Origin of the sequence: Falsiroseomonas bella, assembly GCF_003173615.1 — a bacterium.
GTDB lineage: Bacteria > Pseudomonadota > Alphaproteobacteria > Acetobacterales > Acetobacteraceae > Falsiroseomonas > Falsiroseomonas bella.
Genome location: NZ_QGNA01000003.1, coordinates 413,332 through 438,531 on the forward strand (window position 1 = coordinate 413,332; position 25,200 = coordinate 438,531).

The window sequence follows — 25,200 nt, forward strand, 5'->3', positions numbered from 1 at the left end:
CTAGCCCGGATCGGCCGGCGGCGCCACCAGCGCGGCGAGCCGGTCGGCCAGCATCTCCCGCGCCGCCGGCAGCGGCCGGTGCTGCAGCCCGAACACGTCGCGGGCCAGGAAATGGCCGGTGAGGCGCAGGCCCGCCAGCCAATCCGCCGGCCCGGACGGCCCCTGACCGAGCAGGAAGGCCGGGAGCGGCAGCAGCCGGTCCCGCCACTCCCCCGCGGCACGCTCCGACACGGCCCGGCCGGTGCGGGGGGAGACGAAGGCCAGCTCATCCTGCGTGCCGGTCACGGCGCAGCGGGCAAGGTCGAGGCCGTAGCCGAGATCGGCGAGCAGGTCGGCCTCCCAGCGCACCAGGTCGGGCAGCGCGGCCTCGGCTCCCCGGGCCAGGGTGGCGATCAGCGCCACCAGGCCGTGGAAGATGCGCGGATGCGCCTCGCGCTCCGGCAGCGCGCCTTCGGCCAGGCTGGTCGCGGCGCGGAGCACGGAAAGCGCAAGCGGGTCCTCCATGGCCAGGGCGGCGGCGGGATGCACGAGCTCGCCGGACAGGGCGCCGAGCTGGTCGGCGAGTCGCGCGACCCACCGCGCCTCGACCAGGTTGCCTGGCTGCCACAGCGGCGCCTGCGCGCGGGAGGCGCCGCCCTTCGCGAGACCCGCGTGGCGGCCATGGGCCTCGGTCAGCAGCGTGACCACGGCGCCCGACTCGCCGTGCGGCCGCACATCCAGCACCACCGCGGGGGCCTGCCACTCCATCGGCGGGGCCTTCCATATCCCGCGTCCGCGATCAAGGCAGCAGCGCGGCTGAACCGATCGTGTGCCCTGCGCGGGGGCCGGGAGGGGCGGAAGGGGGTCGCGCTCGCCGGCGACATTGGTTAGAGGAAGAGCCATGCGACGCAGTCTCATCCTTGGCGGCGCAGCCGCCTTCGCCACGCTGGTCCTGCCCCGCACCTCCCATGCCGCCGCTCGGCGGATTTCGCTGAAGCACGCGGGCAGCGGCGCGAAATTCGACGGCACCTGGCATGACGGCCGCGCGCCGGACCGCTCGGCGATGGCCGAGCTGTCCGAGGTGCTGGCCGACCCCGGCTGCCCGCCACATCCCTTCGACGCCGACGCGATCGCGATCCTGTGGGAGGTTGCGGCGCGCACGCGGCTGACGGGCGAACTCGACGTGCATTCCGGCTATCGCACCCCGGCCGTGAATCGGGCGGTGCACGGCGCCGGCGACAGCCAGCACCTGCGCGCCTCGGCCGTTGATGTCGGGATAGCGGCCGGGCGCCTGCCCGCCGTGGCCGAGGCGGCATTGGCGCTGAAGAAGGGCGGCGTCGGCGTCTATCGCAGCCGCGGCTTCATCCACCTGGACAGCGGCCCGGTGCGCAACTGGAGCGATGGCGGCGCGGGGACGAGCATCTTCCGCAACACCCGCTTCATGCGCATCACCGGCACCTTCCGCATCGGCGAGCCGCGCTACTAGGCGCCTGCCCGGGCCAATCGAGGCCCGCGGCGGCTACCCCGGATCGTCCAGGCCCAGCGCGCGCAGCCTGCCGCGCTCCTCGTCCCAGCCGGCCCGTTCCTTCACGTTCAGGAACAGATGGATGCGGCGCTCCAGCAGCTTCTCCAGCTCGGACCGCGCGCGCTGCCCGATCTCCTTGATGCGGGCGCCCTTGTCGCCGATCAGGATCGCCTTCTGGCTGGCGCGGCTGACGTAGATCGTCACCTCGATCCGGGCGCTGCCGTCCTTACGCTCCTCCCACTGCTCGGTCTCGACCGTGGCGTGGTGGGGCACTTCCTCATGCGTCTGGCGCAGCACCTGCTCGCGCACGATCTCGGCCGCCAGCATGCGCTGCGGCAGGTCGGAGAGGTCGTCCTCGGGGAACAGCCACGGTCCTTCCGGCATCGCGGCGCCCAGCGCCTGCCGCAGGCGGTCGAGGCCGTCGCCCTTCAGCGCACTGACCATGAAGGTCTCGCGGAAGGGCAGGATGTCATTCAGCTCCTTCGCCAGCGGCAGCAGCCGCTCGCGCGGGATCAGGTCGGCCTTGGTCAGCGCCAGCATCAGCGGGCGGCGCGACTTCGCGAGGCCGTCGAGGATGGTGCGCACATCCTCCTTCAGCCCGGCGCGGGCATCCACCAGCAGCAGCGTGAGGTCCGCATCCTGCGCGCCGGTCCAGGCGGCATTGACCATCGCGCGGTCGAGCCGCCGGCGGGGCGCGAAGATGCCGGGCGTGTCCACCAGCACGACCTGGCTGCGCCCTTCCATGACCACCGCACGGATGCGGAAGCGCGTGGTCTGCGGCTTGGGCGAGACGATGGTGACCTTGGTGCCCGCCAGCGCGTTCACCAGCGTGGATTTCCCCGCATTCGGCGCGCCGACCACCGCGACCAGCCCGCAGCGCATCGGCCCCGGTTCAGCCGGCGCGTCACTCATGCGCCGAGCTGCGCCAGCAGCTTCGCGGCCGCTTCCTGCTCCGCCGCGCGCTTGCTCTCCCCGCTGCCCTCGGCGTCCTGCCCGGCGGCCAGCGCGCGCACGACGAAGATCGGGTTGTGCGAGGGCCCCGTCGCGGAGACCAGCATGTATTCCGGCAGGCCCAGCCCGCGGCCGAGCGTCCATTCCTGCAGCCGCGTCTTGGGCGAGACCGGCGGATGGGCCGAGGCCTCGAGCAGCGGCGACCATTCGCGGCGCACCAGGGCGCGCGCGGGCTCCAGCCCGCCATCCACATAGAGCGCGCCCAGCAGCGCCTCCACCGCATCGGCCAGCACGGAGGCGCGGCGCCGCACGCCGGACCGCTCCTCGCTGGCCGGCACGCGCAGCGCGTCCCCGATCTCGAGCGAGGCGGCGACCTTCGCCAGGCTCTCCTGCGCGACGAGATGCGCGAGCCGCTTGCCGAGATCGCCCTCGCGCTCCTGCGGGAAGCGCTCGGCCAGCCATTCGGCCATGGCGAGCGCGAGCACGCGGTCGCCGACGAATTCCAGCCGCTCGTTGCTGTCGAGCATCCGCTGCCGCGGATCGGCCGCCGAGCGGTGGGTCAGCGCATGCAGCAGCAGGTCGGGGCGCGCGAAGCGGTGCGGCAGGCGCGCCGCGAGGGCGGCGACCGGCTCCGGCAGGTCCTCGTCCGGGTGCGCCGCGCCGCTCACCGGACCGCGCTGAACAGGCGCGACCAGCGGATGGCAGTCGGCCAGCCCCAGATCTCCCACCAGCGGGCGGAGCCATCGACCGAGAAGAAGATGAATTCCGCGCGGCCGACCAGGTTCTCCAGCGGGACGAAGCCGACCGCGTTCTGCGCCCGGCTGTCCAGGCTGTTGTCGCGGTTGTCGCCCATCGCGAAGACATGGCCGGGGGGCACGACGAATTCCGGCGTGTTGTCGTAGGGCTGGTCGTCGGACATCTCGAGGATCAGGTGGGCGTGCGGCTCGACGCCCGGCTGCGGCGGCAGGATCTCGCGGAATTCGCGCACCACCATGCGCGGGCCGTCGCCCTCGACCGTGTAGTTGCCGACGAATTCGCGCCGCACCGGCTGGCCGTTCAGGTGCAGCACGCCGCCGCGGACCTGGATGCGGTCGCCGGGCAGGCCGATGATGCGCTTGATGTAGTCGGTCGAGTTGTCGCGCGGCAGCTTGAACACCGCCACGTCGCCGCGCTCCGGCAGGCTGCCGAAGATGCGCCCCGAGAACAGGTTCGGGCTGAACGGCATGGAATGCCGCGAATAGCCATAGGAATATTTCGAGACGAAGAGGTAGTCGCCCACCAGCAGGGTCGGGATCATGCTGCCGGAGGGGATGTTGAAGGGCTCGAAGGCGATCGTCCGGATGCCGATGGCGATCAACCCGGCATAGACGATGGTCTTGATGGACTCGAGCCAGCCGCCCGACTTCTTCTTCGCCATGGAGGGGGTGTTCACGGGCATCCTACTGGCCGGACGAGGCGCCGGATCCGTTGCTGGGCGCGCGGATAGAGCGCGGCGCCCCCCTGCGTGTCAAGGAAGAGCGTCCTGCGGCATCGGGGTGGCCGCCGGGCGGGCGAGGCCGCCGAGGATCGCCGGGGCCGGGACGGCGCTGATGATCACCATCGCCTGGGCGTAGGGGAATTCGTCGGTCATGGTGAGCGCCACATGCGCCAGGTGGCCGGGCGGCGTGATGGCCTTCAGCCGCTCGGCCGCGCCGCCGGTCATGCGCAGCGTCGGCTGGCCGGAGGACAGGTTCACCACGCCGAGGTCGCGCCAGAACACGCCCTGCCGGAAGCCGGTGCCGAGCGCCTTGGAGGCCGCCTCCTTCGCCGCGAAGCGCTTGGCATAGGTCGCGGCGCGAATTCGTTCGGTCCGTCGTTCGGCCTTGGCGATCTCGAGCGGCGTGAAAACCCGCTCCAGGAAGCGCTGGCCGTGCTTCTCGATCACCCGCTCGATCCGGCGGATGTCCATGATGTCGCTGCCGAGGCCGATGATCATGAAGCGCCCTTAACCCTTGGCCCGCTCGGCCTGCGCAACGCCCTGCACGGCGCGCAGCGCGGCGATGATGTTCGACAGGTGGCGCAGGTCCTGCACCTCCACGTCGATCGAGATCTCCTGGAAGTCCGGGCCGCGATGATGGATGCGCAGGTTCTCGATCGCGCCGTCCTGCCGGGCGATCGCATCCGTCACGGCCGAGAGGGCGCCGCGATCGGCCGAGGCGACGACCTCGATGCGACCAAGATGCGCGCCCCCTGCCCCGCCCTCGTAGTCCCAGTCGATGTCGAGGAAGCGCTCGGGGCTGTCCGCGAAGCCCGACAGGTTGTGGCAATCCGCCTTGTGGACCGTCACGCCCTTGCCCGTGGTGACGATGCCGACGATGCGGTCGCCGGGCAGCGGGTGGCAGCAGCCGGCGAAGTTCACCTGCATCCCGGCGACGAGGCCGGAAACGCCCATCGCCACGTCGCGCCGGCCGCCCTTGGTCGGGATCGGGGGCACGGCGCGCGGGCGGGAGCGGGCGATGGGCAGCGGGTCCATCACGCGCGGCGGGCCGCGCAACTCCGGGTAGACCGCGTGCAGCACCTCCTTCGGTGTGAGGCCGCCTGCCGCGACGACGAGGCAGAGCTCCTCGAAGCTCGGCTGCTTGAGCTGCTTCAGGACGGGCTCGATCGCCTTCTCGGAGAACTCCACCCCTTCCTGGCGGAAGGCCCGCGCGATGGCGGCGCGGCCTTCCTGGCGGCTGACCTCGCGCTGCTGGGCATGGACGAAGCGGCGGATGCGCGCCTTCGCCTTGCCGGTGACGACGAAGCGTTCCCATTGCGGGTTCGGCGTGCCGCCGCGGGCGGTGATGACCTCGACCTGGTCACCGTTCTCGAGCGGCGTGCGCAGCGGCTTGATGACGCCGTTGATCTTGGCGCCGACGCATTGGTCGCCGACCTGGCTGTGCACCTGGTAGGCGAAGTCCACGCAGGTGGCGCCGCGCGGCAGCGCGATCAGGTCGCCCTTCGGCGTGAAGCAGAACACCTCGTCCCGGTGCAGCTCGAGGCGCGTGGCGTCCAGGAATTCCTGCGGCTCGGCGGCCTGCTCCAGGATCTCCAGCAGCGCCTTCACCCAGGGGAATTTCTGCTGGTCCCTCGCGGCGACGCCGCCATGCTTGTAGATCCAGTGCGCCGCGACGCCGTATTCGGCGACCTCGTGCATGTCGCGCGTGCGGATCTGCACCTCGATCTTGGCGTTGCGCTTCTCCGGCACGGTCACGCCGGTGTGCAGCGACTGGTAGCCGTTCGGCTTGGGCGTGGAGATGTAGTCCTTGAAGCGGCCGGGCACCACGCGATAGGCGCTGTGGACGGCGCCGAGCGCGCCGTAGCAGGCCGCCTTGTCGGCGACGATGACGCGGAAGGCCATGATGTCCGAGAGCTGCTCGAACTCCACCTTCTTGCCGTGCATCTTCAGCCAGATGGAATAGGGCGACTTCTCGCGGCCCGTCAGCTCCAGCACCTCGACGCCGTTCTCCTTCATCACGCGGGCGAGGTCGTCCTTGATCTCGTCGATCAGCTCGGCGCCCTGGCCGTAGAGGAAGGCGCGGCGGGCGGCGATGGTCTGGAAGGCGTCCGGGTCGAGCTCGCGGAAGGAGAGCGTCTCCAGCTCGGTCTTCAGCGCGTCCATGCCGATGCGCTCGGCGAGGGGGGCGAAGATCTCCATCGTCTCGCGCGCGGTCTTGCGGCGGCGCTCGGGCTGCGGGACGAAGTGCAGCGTGCGCATGTTGTGGAGGCGATCCGCCAGCTTCACGAGGAGGACCCGTATGTCCTCCGACATGGCGAGGACGAGCTTGCGGAAGTTCTCGGCCTGCTTGGTGCGCTCGGACTGCAGCTCCAGCCGCGTCAGCTTGGTGACGCCGTCCACCAGGCGGGCGACTTCCTTGCCGAAGCGCTTCTCCAGCTCGGCAAGGCCGGTCTTGGTGTCCTCCGCCACATCGTGCAGCAGCGCGGTGGCGATGGAGGCGGAATCGAGCCGGTATTGCGCCAGGATCTGCGCCACAGCAACCGGGTGGGTGATGTAGGGGTCGCCGTTCTCGCGCGCCTGGCCGGCATGGGCGGCCGCGGCGACCTCGAAGGCGCGTTCGATCAGCGATACGTCGGCGCGCTGGTCGTAGGTGGAGACGATGCGGGCCAGGTCCTGGCCTGCGCTGGCCGGCACGCCGCCGGCCAGGCCTTCGGGCGCCCAGGAAGGCCCGATGGGCGCGTTCATGGCAGCGCCGCCGCGGGGCGGCGCCTGTTCGGGGAAGCGGGGGCGGCGCCCCCGCCTTTTCGTCGCGGCGTCAGCGCTTCCCGCCGAGCTCGGCGGCGATCGCCGCCTCGATGTCGTCGGCCGAGAGGTCCTCGAGGCCCGCGCCGTCGCCGGCCGGCTCCTCGTTGACGTCCATCACGCCGAAGATGTTCTCGTCGGTCGCGATGAGGTCCAGCACCTCCTCCTCGGCCGGCTCGGGCTCCGGCGCGCGCTGCAGCGACTTGACCAGGTCGGCCTGCAGGGCGTCGAGGTCCACCGTGTCCTCGGCGATCTCGCGCAGGGCGACGACGGGGTTCTTGTCGTTGTCGCGCTCGACCGTCAGTTCCTCGCCGCGGCTGATGTTGCGCGCGCGCTGGGCGGCGTGCAGGACCAGCTCGAAGCGGTTCGGCACCTTGAGGACGCAATCCTCGACCGTGACGCGTGCCATGGCGGCTCCAGTGCTGCGGGGTGCGGCGGCCTTCCGGGCATGCGATGGCCCGGGGCAACCCTCCCCTAACTCGGTGAAACCTCCATGTAGCCATCGGCGCCTGCGGGTGCAAGCGCCAAGCCGAGGGCACGGACACCCGCCATGCCGGCGGCGGCCAGCAACTGCGCGGCGGTGCGGCCGAGCCCGGGGTGCCGCCAGCCCGGCGCGAGGTCGCAGAGCGGCGCCAGCACGAAGGCCCGGTCCTGCATCCGCGGATGCGGCAGCACCGGGTCCGGCGCCGGCCGGAGCATCCCGTCCAGGTCCAAGAGGTCGAGGTCGAGCGTGCGCGGCGCGTTGGGATAGGGCCGCACCCGCCCGAAGCGGGCCTCGATGCCCTGCAGCGCCGCCAGCAGCGCCGCGGGATCGGGCGCGGCGGCGCCCGGCCTCGGCGCCAGCAGCGCCACGCCGTTGACGTAGTCGGGCGCGCCGGAGCCCGCCGGCAGGGCCGCGGTCGCAAACCAGCGCGAAAGGGCCCGCAGCCTGAGGCCCGGCAGGGCGTCCATCGCCACCGCGGCCCGCCGGCAGGTCTCAAGCGCCGGGGCGCCGTCCGGCCCCGGCAGGTTCGCGCCGATCCCGACCAGAATCACGCGACGCGCCGCGGAACGGACCGGTGACGTTGCGTGACGCTTTCACTATGGTCCGAAAGCTGCGAGCGAAAGAGCTGGACGTGCATTTCGATCCCCAGGAGAGGCTCGGTCTCTTCATAGACGGCGCGCATCTCTATGGCGCCTCCCGCAACCTCGGCTTCGACGTGGACTACAAGGACCTGCTCGGCTTCTTCCGCCGGCAGGCCCGCCTGGTCCGGGCCGCCTATTACACGGCGCTGCTGGAGAACGAGGAATACTCCCCGCTGCGGCCGCTGGTCGATTGGCTCGGCTACAACGGCTATTGCGTGGTGACGAAGGCGGCGCGGGAGTTCACGGATTCCGCGGGCCGCCGCCGCGTGCGCGGCAACATCCATATCGAGCTGGCGGTGGACGTTCTGACGCTGGCGCCGCGCCTCGATCACGTCGTGCTCTTCGCCGGCGACGGGGACCTGCGCCGCATGGTGGAGGCGGTTCAGCAGCAGGGCGTCCGCGTGTCGGTGCTCTCCACCATCCGGACCCAGCCGGCCATGGTTGCTGACGAGCTGCGCCGGCAGGCCGACCAGTTCATCGACCTGGCCGAGCTCGCCCCCGACATCACCCGCCGCCAGACGGAGCCGCGACCGCGGCCGCCGGTGGTCCGGGCGCCGGATCGGGCCCGCCCGACGCCGGCCGATCCCTTCCGCGACCCGGTGGACCTGCCCGAGTAGCGCCGGGCGGGCTATGCGGCGGCGATGAGCGAGACCGCCGACACCCCTGGCCGCGACTGCCCCCTCTGCCCGCGGCTCGTCGCCTATCGCGAGGCGAACCGGGCAAAGTGGCCCGAGTGGCACAACGCGCCGGTGCCCTGCTGGGGACCGAAAGAGGCCAGGATCATGGTGCTGGGGCTGGCGCCGGGGGTGAAGGGCGCGAACCGGACCGGGCGGCCCTTCACCGGCGACCATGCCGGTCGGCTGCTCTACGCCACCCTGCTGAAATACGGCCTGGCAACCGGCGAATACCGGGAGGACCCACAGGACGGCATGGCGCTGCAAGGCGTGCGCATCGTCAACGCCGTGCGCTGCGTGCCGCCGGAGAACCTGCCGACGCCGGCCGAGATCACCACCTGCAACCGCTTCCTCGCGGCGGAGCGCGCGGCGATGCCGCGCCTGAAGGCAGTGATCGCGCTCGGACTGGTGGCGCACAACGCGCTGCTCAAGACCTACCGCATCCCGGTCGCGCGGGTGAAATTCGCCCATGGCGCGATGCACGAGCTGCCCGACGGCGTGGCGCTGGCCGACAGCTATCATGTCAGCCGCTACAACACGCAGACGGGCCGGCTGACGACCGAGATGTTCGAGGCGGTGGTGCAGGCGGTGCTCGCCCGGCCCTGAGCGCTACCGCGTGGCGATCGCGCCCTCGCGCAGCATCCGCATGCAGCCGCGCACCACGGGCGCGCAGGCTGCGTCGGTCATCACGCCGGCCTCGCGCGCGGCGCTGTAGCCGATGCGGCGGACCCGACCCTCGACGAGGTGGAAGGTGGTCCGGCACTCGCCGCTGCCGGAGATGCTCACGCCGACATCCACCCAGGGAAGGCCGCCGGACAGGGCCGAGGCCGGGGCGCCGCGGTCATAGGTCCAGAAGGTGCCGCCGGGCGACTCCGCCTCCCGGTCCGGGATACCGGCGCAGAGGCGCAGGTCGTCGGCCGGCAGCCCCACCAGCGATTGCCGCGCCTGGTTGACCATCAGCGCATCCCCGGTGGAGCAGCCGGCAACCGCAAGCAGCAGAGGCAGGAGGAGGCGGCGTGACACGCAAGCGGTATCGCCCGTCGCCGCGCGCTACGCCAGCGGCCGCCCCGCCAGCGCGGCGTCCACCGCGCGCAGCACCACCGGGTTGTCGGGCTCGGTGGATGTCGGGAAGGCGCGGACCGCCATGCCGTCCCGCGCCACCAGATACTTATGAAAGTTCCAGCGCGGCGGGCCGCCGGCGCGCTGGCCGAGCCAGGCGAAGAGCGGATGCACCCCCTGCCCGCGCACTCGCGTCAGCGCGGCCATCGGGAAGGTGATGCCGAACATCGTGTCGCAGAACTGCCGGATGCGCGCGGCGTCCGTGCTTTCCTGCGCGAAGTCGTTGGAGGGCACGCCGATCACCGCGAAGCCCTGCCCCGCGAAGCGGTCGTGCAGGCGCTGCAGCGCGGCATATTGCGGCGTGAAGCCGCAGAAGCTCGCGGTGTTGACGATCAGCAGCGCCTGGCCGCGGAAGTCGGCGAGCGGCAGCCTCCCGCCCTCCAGCGCGTCGAGCGTGAAGTCGAAGGCGGTCGGCGCGGGTGCGGCCGCCATCAGCAGCGGAGCGCCGGCGAGCAACGAGCGTCGCGGAACATCACCCATACCGCTCCTCCATCCAGGGATCGCCGCGATTGTGGTAGCCGCGCACCTCCCAGAAGCCAGGCCGGTCCTCACGCAGCAACTCGATCCGCGTCACCCATTTCGGGCTCTTCCAGAAGTAGAGATGCGGCACGACCAGCCGCACCGGGCCGCCATGCCGGCGTTCCAGCGGCGCGCCTTCCCAGGAATGGGCGAAGAGATTCTCCTCGCGGGCGAAATCGGCCATGGCGAGGTTGGTCGTGTAGCCGTCGTAGCTGGTCAGCGCGACGAAGCGCGCCTCGTCCTTCGGGCGGGCCATCTCCAGCAGCGTGGCGACCGAGACGCCGTGCCAGCTGTTGTCGTAGCGCGACCATTGCGTGACGCAGTGGATGTCGTTGACGCGCTCCACCTGTGGCAGGGCGCGGAACTCCTCGAGCGTGAGGCGCACCGGCGCCGCGACCAGACCCTCGATCCTGAGGCGCCAGTTCTGCGGGTTCACATCCGGCTGCACGCCGAGGTCGAGCACCGGGAAATCCTGCACCAGCCGCTGGCCCGGCGGCAGGCGCTCGGCACGCGGATCGGCATGCATGCCGGTGAGCAGCCGGCCTTCCCGCGCCCAGTCCTGCTTCGTCGCGATCAGCTTGTCCTTGACCTTGCCGGTCAGCGGGACGGCGTCGTCCTCGGCCATGCCCTCTCCTCGCCCGGCGTAAGTTGCGGCCATGCGACGCGGATGCAAGGGCCGGACGCGTCCGCCCGCCGGCGGCATCCACCAGGCCAATGGACCGATGCGGACCAAACGCATCCCTGATTTCCGCTCCGCCGGCGCCGCCACATCTGCTGCTCATGGCGGCGGGCGTTCCGCCCGCACGCGCATCGACACGGAGACGGAACACGAGATGAGCAGGGTCCTGATCGTCCTCACGAGCCATGGCGACCTCGGCGGCAAGCGCCCGACGGGCTTCTACTGGGAGGAGCTGGCCGCGCCCTATTGGGCGTTCCGCGATGCCGGCCACGAGGTCACGCTCGCCAGCATCGCCGGTGGCGAGCCGCCGGCTGACCCGACCAGCCTCTCGGAGAAGAACCCGCCCGCGGTGACCCGTTTCCTGGAGGACAGCAAGGCCATGGCGGCGCTGCGCGCGACGCGTCCCGTCGCCAGCCTCGACCGGACCGGCTGGGACGCGATCTTCCTGCCGGGCGGCCATGGCACGATGTGGGACCTGCCCGGCAGCGCGCCGCTCGCGGCCCTGGTCGGGTCGCTGTTCGACGCCGGCAAGCCGGTCGGCGGGGTCTGCCACGGGCCCGCCGGCCTCGTGGCGGCCAGGCGGGCGGACGGCCGGCCTGTCGTCGAGGGCAGGCGGGTGAACGGCTTCACCGATTCCGAGGAGGCGGCGGCGGGCCTGACCGACGTGGTGCCCTTCCTGCTCGAGAGCCGGTTGCGGGAACTTGGCGGCCGCTTCGAGGGCGGGGCGGATTTCGCGCCTTATGCCGTCCGCGACGGCAACCTCGTCACCGGCCAGAATCCGGCCTCGGCCGAGCCTGCGGCGCGGCTGATGCTGGACGCGCTGGGAGAGGCGAAGGCGCGCCCGGCCGCCTGAGCACCGGGCCGGGAGGGGCCGAGGCGGAGGGAGCCGCCCCCTACCCCTTCTCCCGCATCAGCCGGGCCTTGTCGCGCTGCCAGTCGCGCGCCGCGATGGCGGCGCGCTTGTCGTGCTTCTTCTTGCCTTCCGCGAGGCCGAGCGTGACCTTCGCCACGCCGCGCTCGTTGAAGTGGATGTCCATCGGCACCAGCGTCGTGCCGTCCCGCGTGATGGCGCCGATCAGCTCCCGCACCTGCTTCTTGTGCAGCAGCAGCTTGCGCGGGCGTCGCGGTTCGAAGCGGGCCACGAAGCTGCCGGCCTGCCATTCGGGGATGTAGACGTTGAACAGCCAGATCTCGCCGTCGCGCTCGCCGGCCCAGGCGTCAGCCAGGGTGGCGCGGCCGGCGCGCAGGCTCTTCACCTCGGGGCCGACGAGCATGACGCCGGCCTCGATCGTGTCGTTGATCTTGTAGTCGAAGCGCGCCTTGCGGTTCTGCGCGGCGACGCCGTGGCTGATCAGGCCCTTTTTTCGTGGTTCGGCCATTCTTCGGGGCTTCGGAAGCCCCCACCCCGACCCTCCCCCGCAAAGCGGGAGAGGGAGAAGCGGGCGCGGCTTCCTTCCATCAATTCAACAGGCCGGCGCCGGTCATGGCCTCGCGCACGCGGACCTTGGTGCTCTCGGCAACCGGGGCCATGGGCAGCCGGCAAAGATCGGTGCTGCGGCCGAGAAGGCTCGCGGCATACTTCACGGGTCCGGGCGAGGTCTCGCAGAACATCGCGTCATGCACCGGCACCAGCCGGTCCTGGATCGCGATCGCCTCCTGCGGCTTACCGGCCGACCAGGCGTCGTGCATCATCCGGCAGAGCCGCGGCGCGACATTCGCCGTGACGCTGATGCAGCCATGCCCGCCGGCGGCGAGATAGGAGACCGCCGTGTGGTCCTCGCCCGAGAGCTGGCAGAACTCCGGGCCGCAGGCGATGCGCGTGTGCAGCGGACGCGTCAGGTTGGCGGTCGCGTCCTTCACGCCGACGATGTTCGGGTGCTTCGCGAGCCGGCCCATCGTCTCGACGCTCATGTCCACGACGCTGCGGCCAGGGATGTTGTAGATGATGATCGGCAGCGCCACCGCATCGGCGATCGCCATGTAGTGGCGGTACAGGCCTTCCTGCGTCGGCTTGTTGTAGTAGGGCGTCACCACCAGCGCCGCATCGGCGCCCGCCTGCTTCGCATGGCGCGTCAGGTCGATCGCCTCGGCGGTGGAGTTGCTGCCGGTGCCCGCGATCACCGGCACGCGGCCGCGCGCGGTGGCGATGCATTGCGCGACCACCTGGTGATGCTCTTCATGGCTGAGCGTGGGGCTCTCGCCGGTGGTGCCCACCGGGATCAGGCCCTGGGTGCCCTCGGCGATCTGCCACTCCACGAAGTCGGCGAAGGCTTTCAGGTCGAGGGAGCCGTCGGCCTGCATGGGCGTGATCAAGGCGACCAGCGATCCCCGGAACATGCGTCTTCCCTCGGTGTGTGGCGGGTCGCGGAACCTAGGCGTGGCGGGGCCCTGCCGCAAGGGCGTGGCGCGGCCTGCCCCAAGCAGGTGGCGCGGCCCTGCCGCAAGCAGGTGGCGCGGCCTGCCGCGACGCCGCCCTTGCCTCCCGAATCGCGCTATGCTGCGAGGCATGCGCCGGACCCTGCTCGCCATCCTGCTGATTTCCCTCGCCCTGCCTGCCGCGGCCCAGCCCTGGGCCCCCGAGGCGGCGCGCAATGCCGGGCGCCAGGCCCTCGCCGCCGCCCAGGCAGGCCGGTACGACGAGGCCGAGGCGCTGGCCCGCACCGCCGACCCCGTTGCGCGGAAGCTGGTGACCTGGACGCGCATGCACAGCCGCGGCTCCGGCGCCTCGGGCGCCGAGATCGCGGGCTGGCTGGCGGAAAATCCCGACTGGCCGCTGCCCGAGACCACCGCCCGCCGCGCCGAGGAGGCGCTGGCCACCGACCCAGACGATGCGCTGGTGCTCCGACATTTCGCGCGCATCCCGCCGCGCGGGGTGGAGGCGGCGCAGCGCCATGCGGATGCGCTGGCCCGCGCGGGCCGGGGCGCCGAGGCGACGCCGATGCTGCGCGGCGCCTGGCGCGACGGCCCGCCGGCGGACCCGGCCGCCGAGGCCGCCTTCCTGGAGCGCTTCGCCGCCCAGCTTACGGCGGACGATCATTGGCGCCGCTTCGACCGGCTGCTTTGGGAGAACCAGGCCGCGGCGGCTGCGCGCGTGATGCCGCGGCTGGACGGCAATCGCCGCGCCACCGCCGAGGCGCGCCTGGCCGCGCGCAGCAATGGCGAGATCAATGCCGGCGCGGCGACGCGGGACATCGGCGTGGCCTATGCGACCGCACGGCAGTTGCGCCAGGCTGACCGGGACTCCGAAGCGGCGGCCGTCTGGGCGGCAGCCGAGCCGCTGCAGCGCGACCTCTCGCCGGAAGCCGCCCGCGCGATCTGGGCTGAGCGGCAGATCCTGGCGCGCAAGCTGCTCCGCCAGTTCGATGCGCGCTCCGCCTATCGCCTGGTGGCCAATCACGGCCAGACGGAGCCGGGCGAGCCGCGGCAGGAGGCGGAGTTCCTCGCCGGCTTCATCGCGCTGCGCCGCCTGAACGACGCGGCCACTGCGCAACGTCATTTCGCGCGCGTGGACGACGGCAGCCGCAGCGTCATCACCCGCGCGCGCAGCGCCTATTGGGAAGGGCTGGCGCTTGCCGCGCTCAACCGCCCCGCCGAGGCGCGCGCCCGCTGGGAGCAGGGCGCGGCGCTGCCCGTCGCCTTCTACGGCCAGCTTTCCAGCCGCGCGCTGGGCGAGACGCCGGCGCAGCTTTCGGCGCGCATCGGCGCGACCACCCTGCCCGAACCCCCCGCCGAGGTCGCGCGCAACTTCGGCGCGCGGGAGCTCTCGCGCGCGGCTGTCACCCTCGGCGACCTCGGCCAGTCCGACCGCGCGCGGGTCTTTTTGCTGCGCATGGAGGAGCTCTCGCCCGACGCGACGGATCGCTGGCTGATCGCTCGCCTCGCCGTGCTGATGGGCCGGCCGGACCACGCGGTCTGGGTGGCGCGCCGCGCCGGCGCAGATGGCGTGATCCTGCTGGAGGATGGCTGGCCCACCCCCTACCCCACGCCGTCCAGTGGCGCCGAGGCCGCGGTGGTCAACGCCATCACCCGGCAGGAGAGCAACTTCGAGCTCACGGCCGTCTCCCGCGCCAATGCGCGCGGCCCGATGCAGCTGCTGCCCGCCACGGCCAGCGGCGTAGCGCGGCGGCTCGGCATCCCCCACAGCACGGCGATGCTGACCAGCGACGCCGCGCACAACCTGCGGCTCGGCTCGGCCTATATCGCCGAACGGCTCGACCGCTATGCCGGCGCGCTGCCGCTCGCGGCGGCCGCCTACAATGCCGGCGCCGGGCGCGTGGACCAGTGGGTCGAAGTCTATGGCGATCCGCGCGCCCCGGGCGGGCCCGACATACGCGACTGGATCGAGCTGATCCCCTTCTCCGAGACGCGCAACTACGTGCAGCGCGTGATCGAGAACGTCGTCGTCTATCGCGCGCGCAACCCCGCGACGGGCGACATGGCGCATCCGCTGGAGACCTTCCTGGCGGGCCGTCCGTGACCCCGCGCCGCATCGGCTTCCGCGCCCGCGACGGGCTGGCGCTCTCGGCGCTGGATTTCACCGGGCCTGAGGGGCGCGCGCCGATCCTCTGCCTGCACGGCATCACCCGCTGCGCGCAGGATTTTGCGGCGCTCGCGGAGCGCCACGCGGGAAGGCGGCGCGTGCTGGCGCTCGACCTGGCGGGCCATGGCGAGAGCGCGCGGGCCGCCTCGCCCGCCCGCTACGGGATCGAGAGCGCGCTGCGCGACGTGCTGGATGCGATGGCCGCACTGCATTGCCCGCGCGCCATCATCGTCGGCACGAGCTTCGGCGGTATCCTGGCGATGGTGCTGGCCGTGCTGCGCCCTGGCGCCGTCGCGGGCGCGGTGCTCAACGACATCGGGCCGAAGCTGGAGCCGGTGGGTCTCGGGCATGTCGAGGGCTTCGTGGGCCATGATCCGGCGCTGCCCTCGCTGGAGGCCGCGATGGCGCATCTGCGTGCGGTGCTGCCACCGCATGTGATCGACGAGGCCGGCTGGCGGCGCTTCGTCTCCAACACATACGCGCGCGGGGCGGACGGGCTGTGGCATCCGCGCTGGGACATCCGCATCGCCGAGGCGATGCGTGCCGGCGGCCGCGTGCCGGAGCTTTGGGGGCCCTTCGGCGCCCTGGCGCATGCGCCGCTGATGCTGCTGCGCGGCGGCTTGTCACAGCTGCTTTCCACGGAAACCGCGGACCGCATGCGCAGCGAGCGGCCGGACATGGCGTTCTACGAACTGCCCGGCAACGGCCATGCGCCGCTGCTGGAGGCGCCGCCCGTGCTGGCGCAGATCGAACCGTTCCTGGACGGAATTCCATGACGCGCCGGCAGGGCGACGGGCTGGACATGGCGCGCCTTGTGGCCACGCTCGGCGGCGCCGGGCTGCTGCGGCCAGCGCCGGGGACATGGGGCTCGGCCGTCGTGCTACCCCTCGCGCTGCTCGGCCCCCTTCCCTGCCTGGCGCTCTCCCTGCTGCTGACGCTCGCCGGCTTCTGGGCCGCGTCGCGCGTGCTGACAGAGGACGAGGACCCCGGCTGGTTCGTCGTGGACGAGGGCGCGGGCATGCTGCTCGCGCTCGCGGCCCTGCCGGTGCCGACGCTGGCGGGCGTGGCGCTGGCATTCGTGCTGTTCCGGCTGCTCGACATCGCCAAGCCCTGGCCGGTCTCCTGGGCGGATGCGCAGCCGGGTGCGACAGGGGTGATGCTGGACGACCTGCTCGCCGGCGCCATCGCGGCGGCGGCGCTGGTGCTGCTGCAGGCCACCGTGCCGGGAGTGATCGGATGATGCTGACGCCGAAGACGCTGGACGACGCCGCCGCGCTGCTCGCGGCGCTGCAGGCGCAGGGGCTGACGGTGGCGACGGCCGAAAGCTGCACCGGCGGGCTGATCGCCGCGGCGCTGACGGCGATCCCGGGATCCTCCGCGACCGTGCTGGCGGGCTACGTCACCTATGCCAACGCGGCGAAGACGCGGATGCTCGGCGTGCCGGAGGCGATGCTCGCCAGCCACGGCGCGGTGAGCGAGCCGGTGGCGCGGCAGATGGCCGAGGGCGCGCTCGCGGCATCGGGCGCGGACATCGCCGTCTCCTGCACCGGGATCGCGGGGCCGGGGGGCGGGACGGCGACGAAGCCGGTCGGGCTCGTCTTCATCGGCTGCGCGCAGCGCGGCGGTGAGACCCGCGTGGCGCGGCACGTGTTCCAGGGGGACCGGACGGCGGTAAGGGCCGCGACGGTCGAGACTGCGTTCAAGATGATCGGGGGGCTTTGCCCCCCGAACCCCCTACCAGGAGGCTGAGCCTCCTGGACCTGCATTCAGGCACGCTGCAAAGCGTGGCGGAGGATCTGCAGGGTTTCCTCGATCATCGGCGCCGTCACGTTCAGATGCGTGCAGGCGCGAATGCGGCCGCCGAGCATCGAAAGCTGCACGCCCTGCATGCGCATCCGGCCGACCAGTTCCGCCGCGCCGACGCCCGCGCCGGACGGGTCGAAGAAGACCAGGTTGGTGTCCGGCGCCTCCACCTTCACGCCGGGAAGCTGCGCCAGGCCGCGCGCCAGCGCCTTGGCATTGGCGTGATCCTCCGCCAGCCGCGCCACGTGGTGATCCAGCGCATACAGGCAGGCGGCGGCGCAGATGCCGCCCTGGCGCATCGCGCCGCCCAGGCGCTGCTTCCAGCGCCAGGCATCGTCGATGAACTCGCGCGTGCCGCAGAGCACGGCACCGAGCGGCGCGCCCAGGCCCTTGGTGAAGTCGAGCCACACGCTGTCATAGCCCGCGGCCATGTCATGCGCCGGAACGCCCGCGGCGACGCAGGCATTCATCAGCCGCGCGCCGTCCATATGCGTGGCGAGGCCATGCTCCTTGGCGATCGCGGCGATCGCATCAAGCGTCGCCTTCGGCCAGACGGCGCCGCCGCCGATATTCGCGGTCTGCTCCACCTCGACCAGCCGCTGCGTCGGCGTGTGACGCGACTTGCCGCGGATATGCGCGCGCAGCTCATCGGGTGAGAACATGCCGCGCGCACCCGTCAGCGGCAGGATCTGGAAGCCGCCGAGCGCGGCATGCGCGCCGCCCTCGCTGGTGAGGATATGCGCGGTCTCATGCGCGATGATCTCGTCGCCCGGCCGGCAATGCGTCAGCGTCGCGGCGACGTTGCACATCGTGCCGGAGGGCATGAAGACCGCTGCCTCCTTCCCCATCAGCGCGGCCATGCGGTCGCAGAGCGCATGCACGGTCGGATCGTCGCCATGCTGCTCGTCGCCGAGTTCCGCCCGCATCATCGCCTCCTTCATGGCGGCGGTCGGCAGTGTCTGCGTGTCGGAATAGAGGTTGATGCGGACGGGTGGCGCATCCGCGGGCGGACGTTGAGGGGCGTGGACCATGGTCTCTCACGGCATCAGGCGTTGTCTCCTGGCAACCTGCCAGGGAACCGGACGGGATGCTAGGATACGCGGCACGGCCTCAGCGGCGCGACGTGGGAGCGGAACGATGCACAACCCCTTGACGGTGCTGGCGGAGCACGCCGCCGGCTGGCGCGACCGCCCGCTCTCCGCCGGCCTGGAACACCATGCGCGCCGGGCCTTGGTGGACTGGTTCGCGGTGCTCCTGGCCGGCTGCGCGCATCCGCCCGCGACGCTCATGGCCCGCGCCCTGCCGGCCGGCGCGCCGGAAGGCGGCGCCGCGATCTGCTACGTGGATGGCAGGCCTTCCGATATCCGCCGCGCCGCCCTGCTCAACGGCACGGCGAGCCACACGGTCGAGTTCGACGACATCTATCGCGACGCGGGCTACCACCCGGCCTGCCCGACCATGCCGGCGGCCCTCGCCACGGCGCAGGCGCGCGGCGGCGACATGGCCGCGCTGCTGCGCGCGGTCGTCGCGGGCTACGAGGTCTCCTGCCGCATCGGCCTGGCGGTGCAGCCGAGCCATTACCGCTACTGGCACACCACCGGCACCGTCGGCACCTTCGGCGCCGCAGCCGCGACGGCGGTGCTGCTCGGCAGCGATGCGGAACGCACGGCGCATGCGCTTGCCACGGCGGCCACGATGGCGAGCGGCCTGCAGCAGGCCTTCCGCGGCGCCGGCATGAGCAAGCCCCTGCATGCCGGCCACGCGGCGGAAGCCGGCGTGCTCGCCGCGCTGGCCGCGCATGCCGGCGTGACCGGCGCGCTCGACGTGCTGGACGGCCCGGTCGGATTTGCCGCGGCGACCAGCGAGGATCGCGGCAAGTGGGACAAGGCACTGGCCGGATTGGGCGAGACGCATGCGATCGAGGCCATCACCTTCAAGAACCATGGCTGCTGCGGCCACATCTTCGCCGGCCTCGACGGGTTGCTGGAATTGCAGCGCCAGGCGGGTTTCGGCGCGGCGGATGTCGAGGCGATCCATGTCGGCGGCTACGGCCCGACCAAGGACATCTGCGACCGCCCCGTCGCAGAGACCGAGCAGGAAGCGCGCTTCAGCATGCAGTACTGCGCGGCGGCGCTGCTGCTGCTCGGTGGCGTGCGGCTGGCGGCCTTCGCGCCGGAGCGGCTGACGGATCCCGCCATCCACGCGCTGATGCCGCGGGTGAGCGTCAGCCTCGATCCCGAACTGGCGGATGCCTATCCGCAGCAGCGCGCGGCGCGCGTGACGGTGCGGCTGAAGGACGGGTGCACGCTTCAGCACTTCCAGCCCACGCGCAAGGGCGATCCCGACCTGCCGCTGAGCGACGACGAGTTGTCCGGGAAGTTTCTCGAGCTGACCGCGCCGGCGGTGGGCGATGCGACCGCGCGGCGCGTGCTGGATGCGCTCTGGACGAGCGAGCGCCTGCCGGGTGCGATCGCGTTGCAGCGTGCGTAGCAGACCCCTCCCCCGCAATGGGGGAGGGAGTGGCAGGCGCATTCAGGAGACGATGGTCTCGCCTTCCGGGTCGCAGATCACGTAGCCATAGGCGAGGTTGCTGCGGCCCTGGCCGCTGGCGGCGTGTTGCGCCTTGGCCTTGCTCACGGCGTCGTCCATCAGGTCGGCGCGGCGCTGGTAGTTGTACATCCGCGCGCTCGTCTCGCCGAAGATCATGCGCTTCACCGGCCCGTCCGCCTCGCCGAGCGGCGCGAAGCCGTGCTGCCGCTGCATGGCCTCCGGGATTTCCAGGCGGCGCAGTGCCTCGATCTGCCATTGCGGCGATCCGGTCCAGACGGCGTCCGTGCCCCACACGACGTGGTCCGCGCCGAGGCCGCGGATCAACGTGCCCATCAGCGCGGCGCAGAGACCGGGCTCGATCACCGTGGTCTGCGCGAAGATCTGCCCGAGGTCGCCATAGACGTTGCTGACGCCGAACTTCGCGGGAATCTCCGCCAGGTCCGTGGTCCAGTCCACGCGGCCGGTGCGGGCGAACTGCTCCACGCCGATGCCCGCTCCGCCCCCACCGGTCCAGCGATAGGCCGAGTGGTAGATGACGAAGTTGATGTTGGGGAAATCCTTCGCCGCCTTGCCCACGTCGTCCACGCCGGCATAGGGCACCAGGTGCGGGAAGCGGTCCGTCACCTGCTGCGGATAGAGCCCCTTGTGCACGCAGACGATGTTCTTTCCCGCGCGCAGGATGCGTTCGTAGAAGGGATAGAGCAGCTTCTCGTCATCCATCCGCCAGGGATGCTGCGCCAGGTGCTTGTTGGTGTTGTCGCCGACCGTGTAGCCCTTCCAGCTGTCCACATCGAGCTCGGTGATGCAGCGCTCCACCTCGTCCATCCAGCCGGGCATGCCGGGGGTGAAGATGCCATGCGTCAGGACGCGACGCGTGCCGGCGGCGTCGTTGACGCGCTTTCGCGCATCGAACTTCATGTCGTTGGTCAGGAACCAGTCGCGCGGATCCTCGGATGGCGATCCGCTGATCAGCGCCACCTTGGTGTCGCTGTCGAGGAACATCTCCTTGAACCAGTTCGCCTCCATCAGATGCTCGATGGTCTGCTCCACGCCGACGAGCTGCGGGTTCCAGCCGGCCTGGCCGACCGCGCGGCGGGCGTTGACGAAGGTCATCAGCCGCGTGTCGGGGCGCAGGAAATGCGTGTGCACGTCGAACACGAACTGGTCGCGCAGCGCGGCCGCGCGCGCATCGGCTGCGCCCGGCGTCTGCGCTTCCGCCCGGCTGACGCCGTAGAGCTCGCCATACTCCTCGTTCATCGCGAGGAAGGCGGCCGCCATGCCAGCGGCGGTCTGCAGGAAGCGGCGGCGCGACAGGCCATGCTTCGGACCGTATTCGTCGGCCATCGCCTTGATGCGCGCCTCGACGCGCTTCTGCCGTTCGTTCTGCGGCACGGGCATGAACTCGTCGGAGGCCACCACCTGCGTAGGGATCGGCGAGGGGAACATGACCTCGTTGGCCGGCCGAAGCCGTTCCAGGTCGTCCTCGGTGAGGAAGCCGGACATGCGAAGCTCCCGGGGCGCGCTGCGCCCGGCGAAGGTGAACCCGGCCCGCGAGCCTGCGGCTACGGGAAGCGCAGTTGCAAGTGCTGGATTGTTTCAGTCGCCGGACAGTCGGTGGCGCCGCCAGATGGCAGCGATGGCCGGCCGGGCAGCGACCGCCTGGGCCAGCGCCTCGATGCGCGGCAAATTCGCCGGCGTCCAGGCACGGCCGCCCATCCAGCGCGACATCACCGCGATCGGGATGTCCGCCAGGCTGAAGCGCGCGCCGAGGAGGAAGGGTTCGGACCCCGCGCCGCGCAGCCCGGCATGCGCCTCCACCACGCGCAGCACGTCGCGCGCCTGCGCGACCGCGCGGTCGCGGATGCCGGCCAGGGCCGTGGCGTCGGGCGTATAACGGGCCGGGTAGTCCCAGACGGTGACCAGCGGATAGAACTCGCTCGCCATCAGCGCCATCCAGCGCAGCGCGATGGCGCGCGCCGGGTCGCCTGCCGGCGGCAGCAGCGCGGCGTCGGGGTGGAGATCCGCGATGGTCAGCAGGATCGCCAGATGCTCGGTGAGCACCGTGCCGTCCGGCAGCAGCAGCGTCGGCAGCCGACCCATCGGGTTGATGGCGCGATACGCGGCGCGGAGCTGGTGATCGCCTTCCAGCGGAACGCTGCGCAGTTCGACGGCCTGGCCGGCCTCGGCCAGCGCCATCTCGACCATCGCGGAGCCCGAGCCCCGGTCGCCGTAGAGAATGTAGGTCATGCGCCGCAGCCTGCCGGGGTCGCCGGAAGCTTACCAGCGCAATCCCTTGATGCCGGGCCTAAAGGCGCGTGATGCTGGGGCGAGGGAGAACCGCCGCATGCACATCCGCAAGATCGTCACATGGCGCGAGGAGATTTTCGAGGAGCTCGGCACCATGCCCGAACGCCCCGTTGTGAAGGCCGTCGGCCTCGCCGTGATCCGCAACCCCTTCGCGGGGCAACCCGCCGTGCAGGACCTGTCGGCGCTGTTCGAGGCCGGGGCGGAGCTTGGCGCGCGGCTCATGCCGGGGCTCGTGGCGCTGCTCGGCGGGCCGGCCGTGTCCTACGGCAAGGCGGCGCTGGTGGGCGTGGCCGGCGAGGTGGAGCATGGCGGCGCCTGCGTGCATCCGCACCTCGGCAAGCCGATGCGCGCCGCGGTCGGCGGCGGCGCAGCGCTGATCGGCAGCGTCGTGAAGGTCGGACACGCCGGCGCGACGCTCGACATCCCGCTCGGCCACAAGGACGACCCCTGGAGCTTCGCGCATTTCGACGCGGTGACGGTGACCCTCGCCGACGCGCCGCGCCCGGACGAGATCCTGGTCGCGATGGCGGTCGCGGATGGCGGCAGGCTGCGCAACCGCTGCGGCGACGCGCCCGCGCGCTGAGCTACGCCGCCGGCGCGCGGCGCAGGCGCTTCGCCAGCGGCGCAACCACGCGCTCCACCAGCGGGATGATGGCGGCGCCGAGCAGCAGGCCGAAGACGCCGGCGACGATGGCCTCGACCAGCCACGCGAGGAAGCCGCCGGATGGCAGCAGCGCATGCGACAGGTCCTGCGGCAGGTGGCCGATGGTCTTCAGGCCGAACTCATACAGGCCGTGCAGCACGATGCCGCCGCCCACCCAGAGCATCGCGGCCGTGCCGACCACGGCGAGCAGCGCCAGGAAGGGCGGCATGCCGCGCACGATCAGGCGGCCGAGCGCCGCGACGGCGCCGTTGCCGCCGCGCGCCATCGCCGCCCCCGCATCGTCCGCCTTCACGATCACCGCGACCGCGCCGTAGACAACGAAGGTGATGCCGACGGCGACCGCAGCCAGCACGATCGCGCGCATCCAGAACGAATCGGTGGTGATGGTGGCGAGCGCGATGGCCATGATCTCGGCCGAGAGGATGAAGTCGGTGCGGATCGCGCCGGCGACGCGCGCATCCTCCAGCGCCCGAGGATCCTGCGGCACGGCGCCGACCTTCTCCTCGTGCTTGTGGGCGCCGTGCGGGCTGATCTTCTCCCACACCTTCTCCGCCCCTTCGTAGCAGAGGAAGGCGCCGCCCAGCATCAGCAACGGCATGACCAGCCAGGGCGCGAAGGCGCTGAGGGCGAGTGCCGCCGGCAGCAGGAAGACCAGCTTGTTGCGCAGCGAGCCGATGGCGATCTTCTTGACGATCGGGATCTCGCGCGCCGCGGCGAAGCCCACCACGTAGCGCGGCGTGACGGCGGCATCGTCGATGACGACGCCCGCCGCCTTGGCGCCCGCCTTGGCCGCATGTGCCGCGACGTCGTCCACCGACGCCGCCGCGATCTTGGCGATTCCGGCGATGTCGTCGAGAAGCGCGAGAAGGCCGGTTGCCATGCGCCGCGCCTAGCCCGTGATGCCGATCTGCCAGGGCGCGAATTCGTGCCGCCCGACGCCGAGCTCCTCGCTCTTGCTCTTCTCGCCGGAGGCGATGCGGAGCAGCAGGTCGAGGATGCGCTCGCCCATCTCCGGCAGGCTCGCCGTGCCGTCCAGGATCTCACCGCAATTGATGTCCATGTCGTCCTCGAGGCGACGGTACATCGGCGTGTTGGTGGCGAGCTTCACGCTCGGCACCGGCTTCGCGCCATACATGGAGCCGCGACCGGTGGTGAAGGCGATGATGTTGGCGCCGCCTGCGATCTGGCCGGTGGCGGAGACGGGATCGAATCCCGGCGTGTCCATGAAGACGAATCCCTTGGCGGTGACCGGTTCGGCATAGTGATAGACGCCCATCAGCGGACCGGTTCCGCCCTTCATCATGGCGCCGAGCGACTTCTCGAAGATGTTGGCGAGGCCGCCGGCCTGATTACCGGGGCTGACCACGCCGTTGATCTGCGTGTCGCGCCCCGCCGCGTACACGTCCTTCCACCAGCGGATCCGTTCGAGCAGCTTCTGGCCGATCTCCTGGCTGGCGGCGCGGCGCGTGAGCGTGTGCTCCACGCCGTAGATCTCCGGCGTCTCCGAGAGGATGCCGGTGCCGCCGTGCCGCGCCAGCAGGTCAACGGCCGCGCCGAGCGCCGGGTTGGCGGTGATGGAGGAAAAGCCGTCGGAGCCGCCGCATTGCAGGCCGATGCAGAGATGCGCGGCGCTGACCGTGCTGCGCGTTGCGCGGTTCGCCTCGGGCAGCATCTCCTTCACGGCGGCGATGCCGGCCTCGATGCTCTTCTTCGTGCCGCCCACTTCCTGCATGACCATGGTGCGCAGCATCGGGCCGGGGGTGAGGCCCTGGCTCTCCAGCATGGACTTGATCTGGTTGCGCTCGCAGCCGAGGCCGATCACCAGCACGCCCGCGACATTGGCGTGCTTCATGTAGCCGCCGAGGGTACGGCGCAGCAGGTCCATCGGCTCGCCCGACAATTCCATGCCGCAGCCGGTGGAGTGGGTGAAGGCGGCGACGCCGTCCACATTCGGGTAGTCCGCCAGGCGTTCCTCCGTGAACCAGTCGGCGACGGCCTGGCTGACGGTGGCGGAGCAGTTCACGCTGGAGACGACCGCGATGTAGTTGCGCGTGCCGACGCGGCCATCGGCGCGGACGATGCCGCGGAACGTCTTGCGCTCGGCTTCGGGGACGGGCGCGACGGGGCGGAAATCGCGGCCGATCGCGGGGTCGCGGTCGAATTCGCGGAACTCGATGTTGTGGCCGTGCAGCATGGTGCCGGGCGGCGTGTCCTCAGAGGCGAAGCCGATCGTCACCTGGTATTTCAGCACCGGATCGCCCTTGCGCAGGTGCTGGGTGGCGATCTTGTAGCCGGCCGGGGCCTTCTCCCGCGCTACCATGTTCTCGCCGGGGATGGGCGTGCCGGGCTCGATGTCCACGCGGGCGACGACGACGTTGTCATCCGGGTGGAGGCGGATGACGGGCCCTTCCATCCGCTTGGCGTGCAGGTCGATCATGGCGAGGCTCCTCGGCTCCTTGCGGCGCACTCTGCCCGGCCGGCTGCGG

At 71.6% G+C, this 25,200-nt stretch carries 28 protein-coding genes; 10 read left to right on the forward strand and 18 right to left on the reverse strand.

Going from position 1 to position 25,200, the window contains the following annotated elements; all coding sequences use genetic code 11:
• Positions 1 to 747, reverse strand: a complete 747-nt coding sequence (gene recO, locus DFH01_RS14530; protein ID WP_109871176.1) for a DNA repair protein RecO — start codon at positions 745 to 747, stop codon at positions 1 to 3.
• A gap of 133 nt (positions 748 to 880) precedes the next feature.
• Between recO and DFH01_RS14535 the strand changes: the two genes are divergently transcribed.
• Positions 881 to 1,465: a YcbK family protein gene (locus DFH01_RS14535; RefSeq protein ID WP_109871177.1), complete on the forward strand. Its 585-nt coding sequence runs from the start codon at positions 881 to 883 to the stop codon at positions 1,463 to 1,465.
• Positions 1,466 to 1,498: 33 nt separating this feature from the next.
• On the opposite strand, the gene era is transcribed toward DFH01_RS14535, so the two are convergent.
• From era to folK, 7 genes are all read right to left on the reverse strand, one after another.
• Complete coding sequence (era, locus tag DFH01_RS14540; protein WP_199231240.1) at positions 1,499 to 2,416, reverse strand: GTPase Era; 918 nt, start codon at positions 2,414 to 2,416, stop codon at positions 1,499 to 1,501.
• On the reverse strand, positions 2,413 to 3,123 hold the full coding sequence (rnc, locus tag DFH01_RS14545) for a ribonuclease III (RefSeq protein ID WP_233256115.1): 711 nt from the start codon (positions 3,121 to 3,123) through the stop codon (positions 2,413 to 2,415). The genes era and rnc overlap by 4 nt, the downstream gene beginning before the upstream one ends.
• Complete coding sequence (gene lepB, locus DFH01_RS14550) at positions 3,120 to 3,893, reverse strand: signal peptidase I (RefSeq protein ID WP_233256116.1); 774 nt, start codon at positions 3,891 to 3,893, stop codon at positions 3,120 to 3,122. Before lepB ends, rnc begins: the two co-directional genes overlap by 4 nt.
• 69 nt (positions 3,894 to 3,962) lie before the next feature.
• A complete protein-coding gene (gene acpS, locus DFH01_RS14555) occupies positions 3,963 to 4,430 on the reverse strand; it encodes a holo-ACP synthase (protein ID WP_109871180.1) in 468 nt (155 codons plus the stop codon).
• A gap of 9 nt (positions 4,431 to 4,439) precedes the next feature.
• Complete coding sequence (locus tag DFH01_RS14560) at positions 4,440 to 6,677, reverse strand: RelA/SpoT family protein (RefSeq protein ID WP_109871181.1); 2,238 nt, start codon at positions 6,675 to 6,677, stop codon at positions 4,440 to 4,442.
• A 70-nt stretch (positions 6,678 to 6,747) separates the two neighbouring features.
• On the reverse strand, positions 6,748 to 7,143 hold the full coding sequence (rpoZ, locus tag DFH01_RS14565) for a DNA-directed RNA polymerase subunit omega (RefSeq protein ID WP_109871182.1): 396 nt from the start codon (positions 7,141 to 7,143) through the stop codon (positions 6,748 to 6,750).
• Between the two features lie 65 nt (positions 7,144 to 7,208).
• Positions 7,209 to 7,769 carry a 2-amino-4-hydroxy-6-hydroxymethyldihydropteridine diphosphokinase gene (gene folK, locus DFH01_RS14570; RefSeq protein WP_109871183.1) on the reverse strand — a complete coding sequence of 187 codons (561 nt, stop codon included), beginning with the start codon at positions 7,767 to 7,769 and terminating at the stop codon, positions 7,209 to 7,211.
• A gap of 80 nt (positions 7,770 to 7,849) precedes the next feature.
• On the opposite strand from folK, the gene DFH01_RS14575 reads away from it, so the two are divergent.
• Both DFH01_RS14575 and DFH01_RS14580 read left to right on the forward strand, forming a co-directional pair.
• A complete protein-coding gene (locus DFH01_RS14575; protein WP_109871632.1) occupies positions 7,850 to 8,476 on the forward strand; it encodes a LabA-like NYN domain-containing protein in 627 nt (208 codons plus the stop codon).
• A 24-nt stretch (positions 8,477 to 8,500) separates the two neighbouring features.
• A complete protein-coding gene (locus DFH01_RS14580; protein ID WP_109871184.1) occupies positions 8,501 to 9,139 on the forward strand; it encodes a uracil-DNA glycosylase in 639 nt (212 codons plus the stop codon).
• 3 nt (positions 9,140 to 9,142) lie between these two features.
• Here the strand turns inward: DFH01_RS14580 and DFH01_RS14585 are convergent, their stop codons facing one another.
• Genes DFH01_RS14585 through DFH01_RS14595 form a run of 3 tightly spaced genes read right to left on the reverse strand, consistent with a single transcriptional unit; the run spans position 9,143 to position 10,796 of the window.
• Positions 9,143 to 9,556, reverse strand: a complete 414-nt coding sequence (locus tag DFH01_RS14585; protein ID WP_146217065.1) for a hypothetical protein — start codon at positions 9,554 to 9,556, stop codon at positions 9,143 to 9,145.
• 27 nt (positions 9,557 to 9,583) lie between these two features.
• Entirely contained in the window at positions 9,584 to 10,132 is a 549-nt protein-coding gene (locus DFH01_RS14590) for a glutathione peroxidase (protein ID WP_109871186.1), read from the reverse strand.
• Positions 10,125 to 10,796, reverse strand: coding sequence for a sulfite oxidase-like oxidoreductase (locus DFH01_RS14595; protein WP_109871187.1), 672 nt, complete (start codon positions 10,794 to 10,796; stop codon positions 10,125 to 10,127). The genes DFH01_RS14590 and DFH01_RS14595 overlap by 8 nt, the downstream gene beginning before the upstream one ends.
• Positions 10,797 to 11,004: 208 nt before the next feature.
• Between DFH01_RS14595 and DFH01_RS14600 the strand changes: the two genes are divergently transcribed.
• The gene (locus DFH01_RS14600) at positions 11,005 to 11,703 is read left to right on the forward strand and encodes a type 1 glutamine amidotransferase domain-containing protein (protein ID WP_109871188.1); all 699 of its coding nucleotides are present in this window, start codon (positions 11,005 to 11,007) and stop codon (positions 11,701 to 11,703) included.
• 40 nt (positions 11,704 to 11,743) lie between these two features.
• On the opposite strand, the gene smpB is transcribed toward DFH01_RS14600, so the two are convergent.
• Together smpB and dapA are read right to left on the reverse strand one after the other, a co-directional pair.
• Positions 11,744 to 12,229 carry an SsrA-binding protein SmpB gene (gene smpB, locus DFH01_RS14605; protein ID WP_109871189.1) on the reverse strand — a complete coding sequence of 162 codons (486 nt, stop codon included), beginning with the start codon at positions 12,227 to 12,229 and terminating at the stop codon, positions 11,744 to 11,746.
• A gap of 79 nt (positions 12,230 to 12,308) precedes the next feature.
• A complete protein-coding gene (gene dapA / locus DFH01_RS14610; protein WP_109871190.1) occupies positions 12,309 to 13,187 on the reverse strand; it encodes a 4-hydroxy-tetrahydrodipicolinate synthase in 879 nt (292 codons plus the stop codon).
• A 169-nt stretch (positions 13,188 to 13,356) separates the two neighbouring features.
• Between dapA and DFH01_RS14615 the strand changes: the two genes are divergently transcribed.
• From DFH01_RS14615 to DFH01_RS14630, 4 genes are read left to right on the forward strand one after another with little or no spacing between them, the layout of a single operon-like run.
• Positions 13,357 to 15,327, forward strand: coding sequence for a lytic transglycosylase domain-containing protein (locus tag DFH01_RS14615; protein ID WP_109871633.1), 1,971 nt, complete (start codon positions 13,357 to 13,359; stop codon positions 15,325 to 15,327).
• Positions 15,324 to 16,166 carry an alpha/beta fold hydrolase gene (locus DFH01_RS14620; RefSeq protein ID WP_158287763.1) on the forward strand — a complete coding sequence of 281 codons (843 nt, stop codon included), beginning with the start codon at positions 15,324 to 15,326 and terminating at the stop codon, positions 16,164 to 16,166. The genes DFH01_RS14615 and DFH01_RS14620 overlap by 4 nt, the downstream gene beginning before the upstream one ends.
• On the forward strand, positions 16,163 to 16,630 hold the full coding sequence (locus tag DFH01_RS14625) for a phosphatidylglycerophosphatase A family protein (protein ID WP_233256117.1): 468 nt from the start codon (positions 16,163 to 16,165) through the stop codon (positions 16,628 to 16,630). The genes DFH01_RS14620 and DFH01_RS14625 overlap by 4 nt, the downstream gene beginning before the upstream one ends.
• On the forward strand, positions 16,630 to 17,139 hold the full coding sequence (locus DFH01_RS14630) for a CinA family protein (RefSeq protein WP_109871636.1): 510 nt from the start codon (positions 16,630 to 16,632) through the stop codon (positions 17,137 to 17,139). Before DFH01_RS14625 ends, DFH01_RS14630 begins: the two co-directional genes overlap by 1 nt.
• Before the next feature lie 17 nt (positions 17,140 to 17,156).
• Here the strand turns inward: DFH01_RS14630 and DFH01_RS14635 are convergent, their stop codons facing one another.
• On the reverse strand, positions 17,157 to 18,224 hold the full coding sequence (locus DFH01_RS14635) for a threonine aldolase family protein (RefSeq protein ID WP_109871191.1): 1,068 nt from the start codon (positions 18,222 to 18,224) through the stop codon (positions 17,157 to 17,159).
• Positions 18,225 to 18,330: 106 nt separating this feature from the next.
• Between DFH01_RS14635 and DFH01_RS14640 the strand changes: the two genes are divergently transcribed.
• On the forward strand, positions 18,331 to 19,683 hold the full coding sequence (locus DFH01_RS14640) for an MmgE/PrpD family protein (RefSeq protein ID WP_109871192.1): 1,353 nt from the start codon (positions 18,331 to 18,333) through the stop codon (positions 19,681 to 19,683).
• A gap of 42 nt (positions 19,684 to 19,725) precedes the next feature.
• Here DFH01_RS14640 and DFH01_RS14645 read toward each other — a convergent pair whose 3' ends face one another.
• The gene (locus DFH01_RS14645) at positions 19,726 to 21,246 is read right to left on the reverse strand and encodes an amidohydrolase family protein (protein ID WP_109871193.1); all 1,521 of its coding nucleotides are present in this window, start codon (positions 21,244 to 21,246) and stop codon (positions 19,726 to 19,728) included.
• A gap of 93 nt (positions 21,247 to 21,339) precedes the next feature.
• Positions 21,340 to 21,990: a glutathione S-transferase family protein gene (locus DFH01_RS14650; protein WP_109871194.1), complete on the reverse strand. Its 651-nt coding sequence runs from the start codon at positions 21,988 to 21,990 to the stop codon at positions 21,340 to 21,342.
• Between the two features lie 97 nt (positions 21,991 to 22,087).
• On the opposite strand from DFH01_RS14650, the gene DFH01_RS14655 reads away from it, so the two are divergent.
• Positions 22,088 to 22,633: an amino acid synthesis family protein gene (locus DFH01_RS14655; protein WP_109871195.1), complete on the forward strand. Its 546-nt coding sequence runs from the start codon at positions 22,088 to 22,090 to the stop codon at positions 22,631 to 22,633.
• A gap of 1 nt (position 22,634) precedes the next feature.
• On the opposite strand, the gene DFH01_RS14660 is transcribed toward DFH01_RS14655, so the two are convergent.
• Both DFH01_RS14660 and DFH01_RS14665 read right to left on the reverse strand, forming a co-directional pair.
• On the reverse strand, positions 22,635 to 23,594 hold the full coding sequence (locus DFH01_RS14660) for a DUF808 domain-containing protein (protein WP_109871196.1): 960 nt from the start codon (positions 23,592 to 23,594) through the stop codon (positions 22,635 to 22,637).
• A gap of 9 nt (positions 23,595 to 23,603) precedes the next feature.
• Complete coding sequence (locus DFH01_RS14665) at positions 23,604 to 25,151, reverse strand: UxaA family hydrolase (protein WP_109871197.1); 1,548 nt, start codon at positions 25,149 to 25,151, stop codon at positions 23,604 to 23,606.
• Positions 25,152 to 25,200: the final 49 nt, after the last annotated feature.

What these genes read in the sequence shown, in the direction of transcription:
- recO (WP_109871176.1), bottom strand. Translation starts at nt 747, where the DNA reads ATGGAGTGGCAGGCCCCCGCGGTGGTGCTGGATGTGCGGCCGCACGGC.
- DFH01_RS14535 (WP_109871177.1), top strand. Translation starts at nt 881, where the DNA reads ATGCGACGCAGTCTCATCCTTGGCGGCGCAGCCGCCTTCGCCACGCTG.
- era (WP_199231240.1), bottom strand. Translation starts at nt 2,416, where the DNA reads ATGAGTGACGCGCCGGCTGAACCGGGGCCGATGCGCTGCGGGCTGGTC.
- lepB (WP_233256116.1), bottom strand. Translation starts at nt 3,893, where the DNA reads ATGCCCGTGAACACCCCCTCCATGGCGAAGAAGAAGTCGGGCGGCTGG.
- acpS (WP_109871180.1), bottom strand. Translation starts at nt 4,430, where the DNA reads ATGATCATCGGCCTCGGCAGCGACATCATGGACATCCGCCGGATCGAG.
- DFH01_RS14560 (WP_109871181.1), bottom strand. Translation starts at nt 6,677, where the DNA reads ATGAACGCGCCCATCGGGCCTTCCTGGGCGCCCGAAGGCCTGGCCGGC.
- rpoZ (WP_109871182.1), bottom strand. Translation starts at nt 7,143, where the DNA reads ATGGCACGCGTCACGGTCGAGGATTGCGTCCTCAAGGTGCCGAACCGC.
- DFH01_RS14580 (WP_109871184.1), top strand. Translation starts at nt 8,501, where the DNA reads ATGAGCGAGACCGCCGACACCCCTGGCCGCGACTGCCCCCTCTGCCCG.
- DFH01_RS14590 (WP_109871186.1), bottom strand. Translation starts at nt 10,132, where the DNA reads ATGGGTGATGTTCCGCGACGCTCGTTGCTCGCCGGCGCTCCGCTGCTG.
- DFH01_RS14595 (WP_109871187.1), bottom strand. Translation starts at nt 10,796, where the DNA reads ATGGCCGAGGACGACGCCGTCCCGCTGACCGGCAAGGTCAAGGACAAG.
- DFH01_RS14600 (WP_109871188.1), top strand. Translation starts at nt 11,005, where the DNA reads ATGAGCAGGGTCCTGATCGTCCTCACGAGCCATGGCGACCTCGGCGGC.
- smpB (WP_109871189.1), bottom strand. Translation starts at nt 12,229, where the DNA reads ATGGCCGAACCACGAAAAAAGGGCCTGATCAGCCACGGCGTCGCCGCG.
- dapA (WP_109871190.1), bottom strand. Translation starts at nt 13,187, where the DNA reads ATGTTCCGGGGATCGCTGGTCGCCTTGATCACGCCCATGCAGGCCGAC.
- DFH01_RS14615 (WP_109871633.1), top strand. Translation starts at nt 13,357, where the DNA reads ATGCGCCGGACCCTGCTCGCCATCCTGCTGATTTCCCTCGCCCTGCCT.
- DFH01_RS14625 (WP_233256117.1), top strand. Translation starts at nt 16,163, where the DNA reads ATGACGCGCCGGCAGGGCGACGGGCTGGACATGGCGCGCCTTGTGGCC.
- DFH01_RS14630 (WP_109871636.1), top strand. Translation starts at nt 16,630, where the DNA reads ATGCTGACGCCGAAGACGCTGGACGACGCCGCCGCGCTGCTCGCGGCG.
- DFH01_RS14635 (WP_109871191.1), bottom strand. Translation starts at nt 18,224, where the DNA reads ATGGTCCACGCCCCTCAACGTCCGCCCGCGGATGCGCCACCCGTCCGC.
- DFH01_RS14640 (WP_109871192.1), top strand. Translation starts at nt 18,331, where the DNA reads ATGCACAACCCCTTGACGGTGCTGGCGGAGCACGCCGCCGGCTGGCGC.
- DFH01_RS14645 (WP_109871193.1), bottom strand. Translation starts at nt 21,246, where the DNA reads ATGTCCGGCTTCCTCACCGAGGACGACCTGGAACGGCTTCGGCCGGCC.
- DFH01_RS14650 (WP_109871194.1), bottom strand. Translation starts at nt 21,990, where the DNA reads ATGACCTACATTCTCTACGGCGACCGGGGCTCGGGCTCCGCGATGGTC.
- DFH01_RS14655 (WP_109871195.1), top strand. Translation starts at nt 22,088, where the DNA reads ATGCACATCCGCAAGATCGTCACATGGCGCGAGGAGATTTTCGAGGAG.
- DFH01_RS14660 (WP_109871196.1), bottom strand. Translation starts at nt 23,594, where the DNA reads ATGGCAACCGGCCTTCTCGCGCTTCTCGACGACATCGCCGGAATCGCC.
- DFH01_RS14665 (WP_109871197.1), bottom strand. Translation starts at nt 25,151, where the DNA reads ATGATCGACCTGCACGCCAAGCGGATGGAAGGGCCCGTCATCCGCCTC.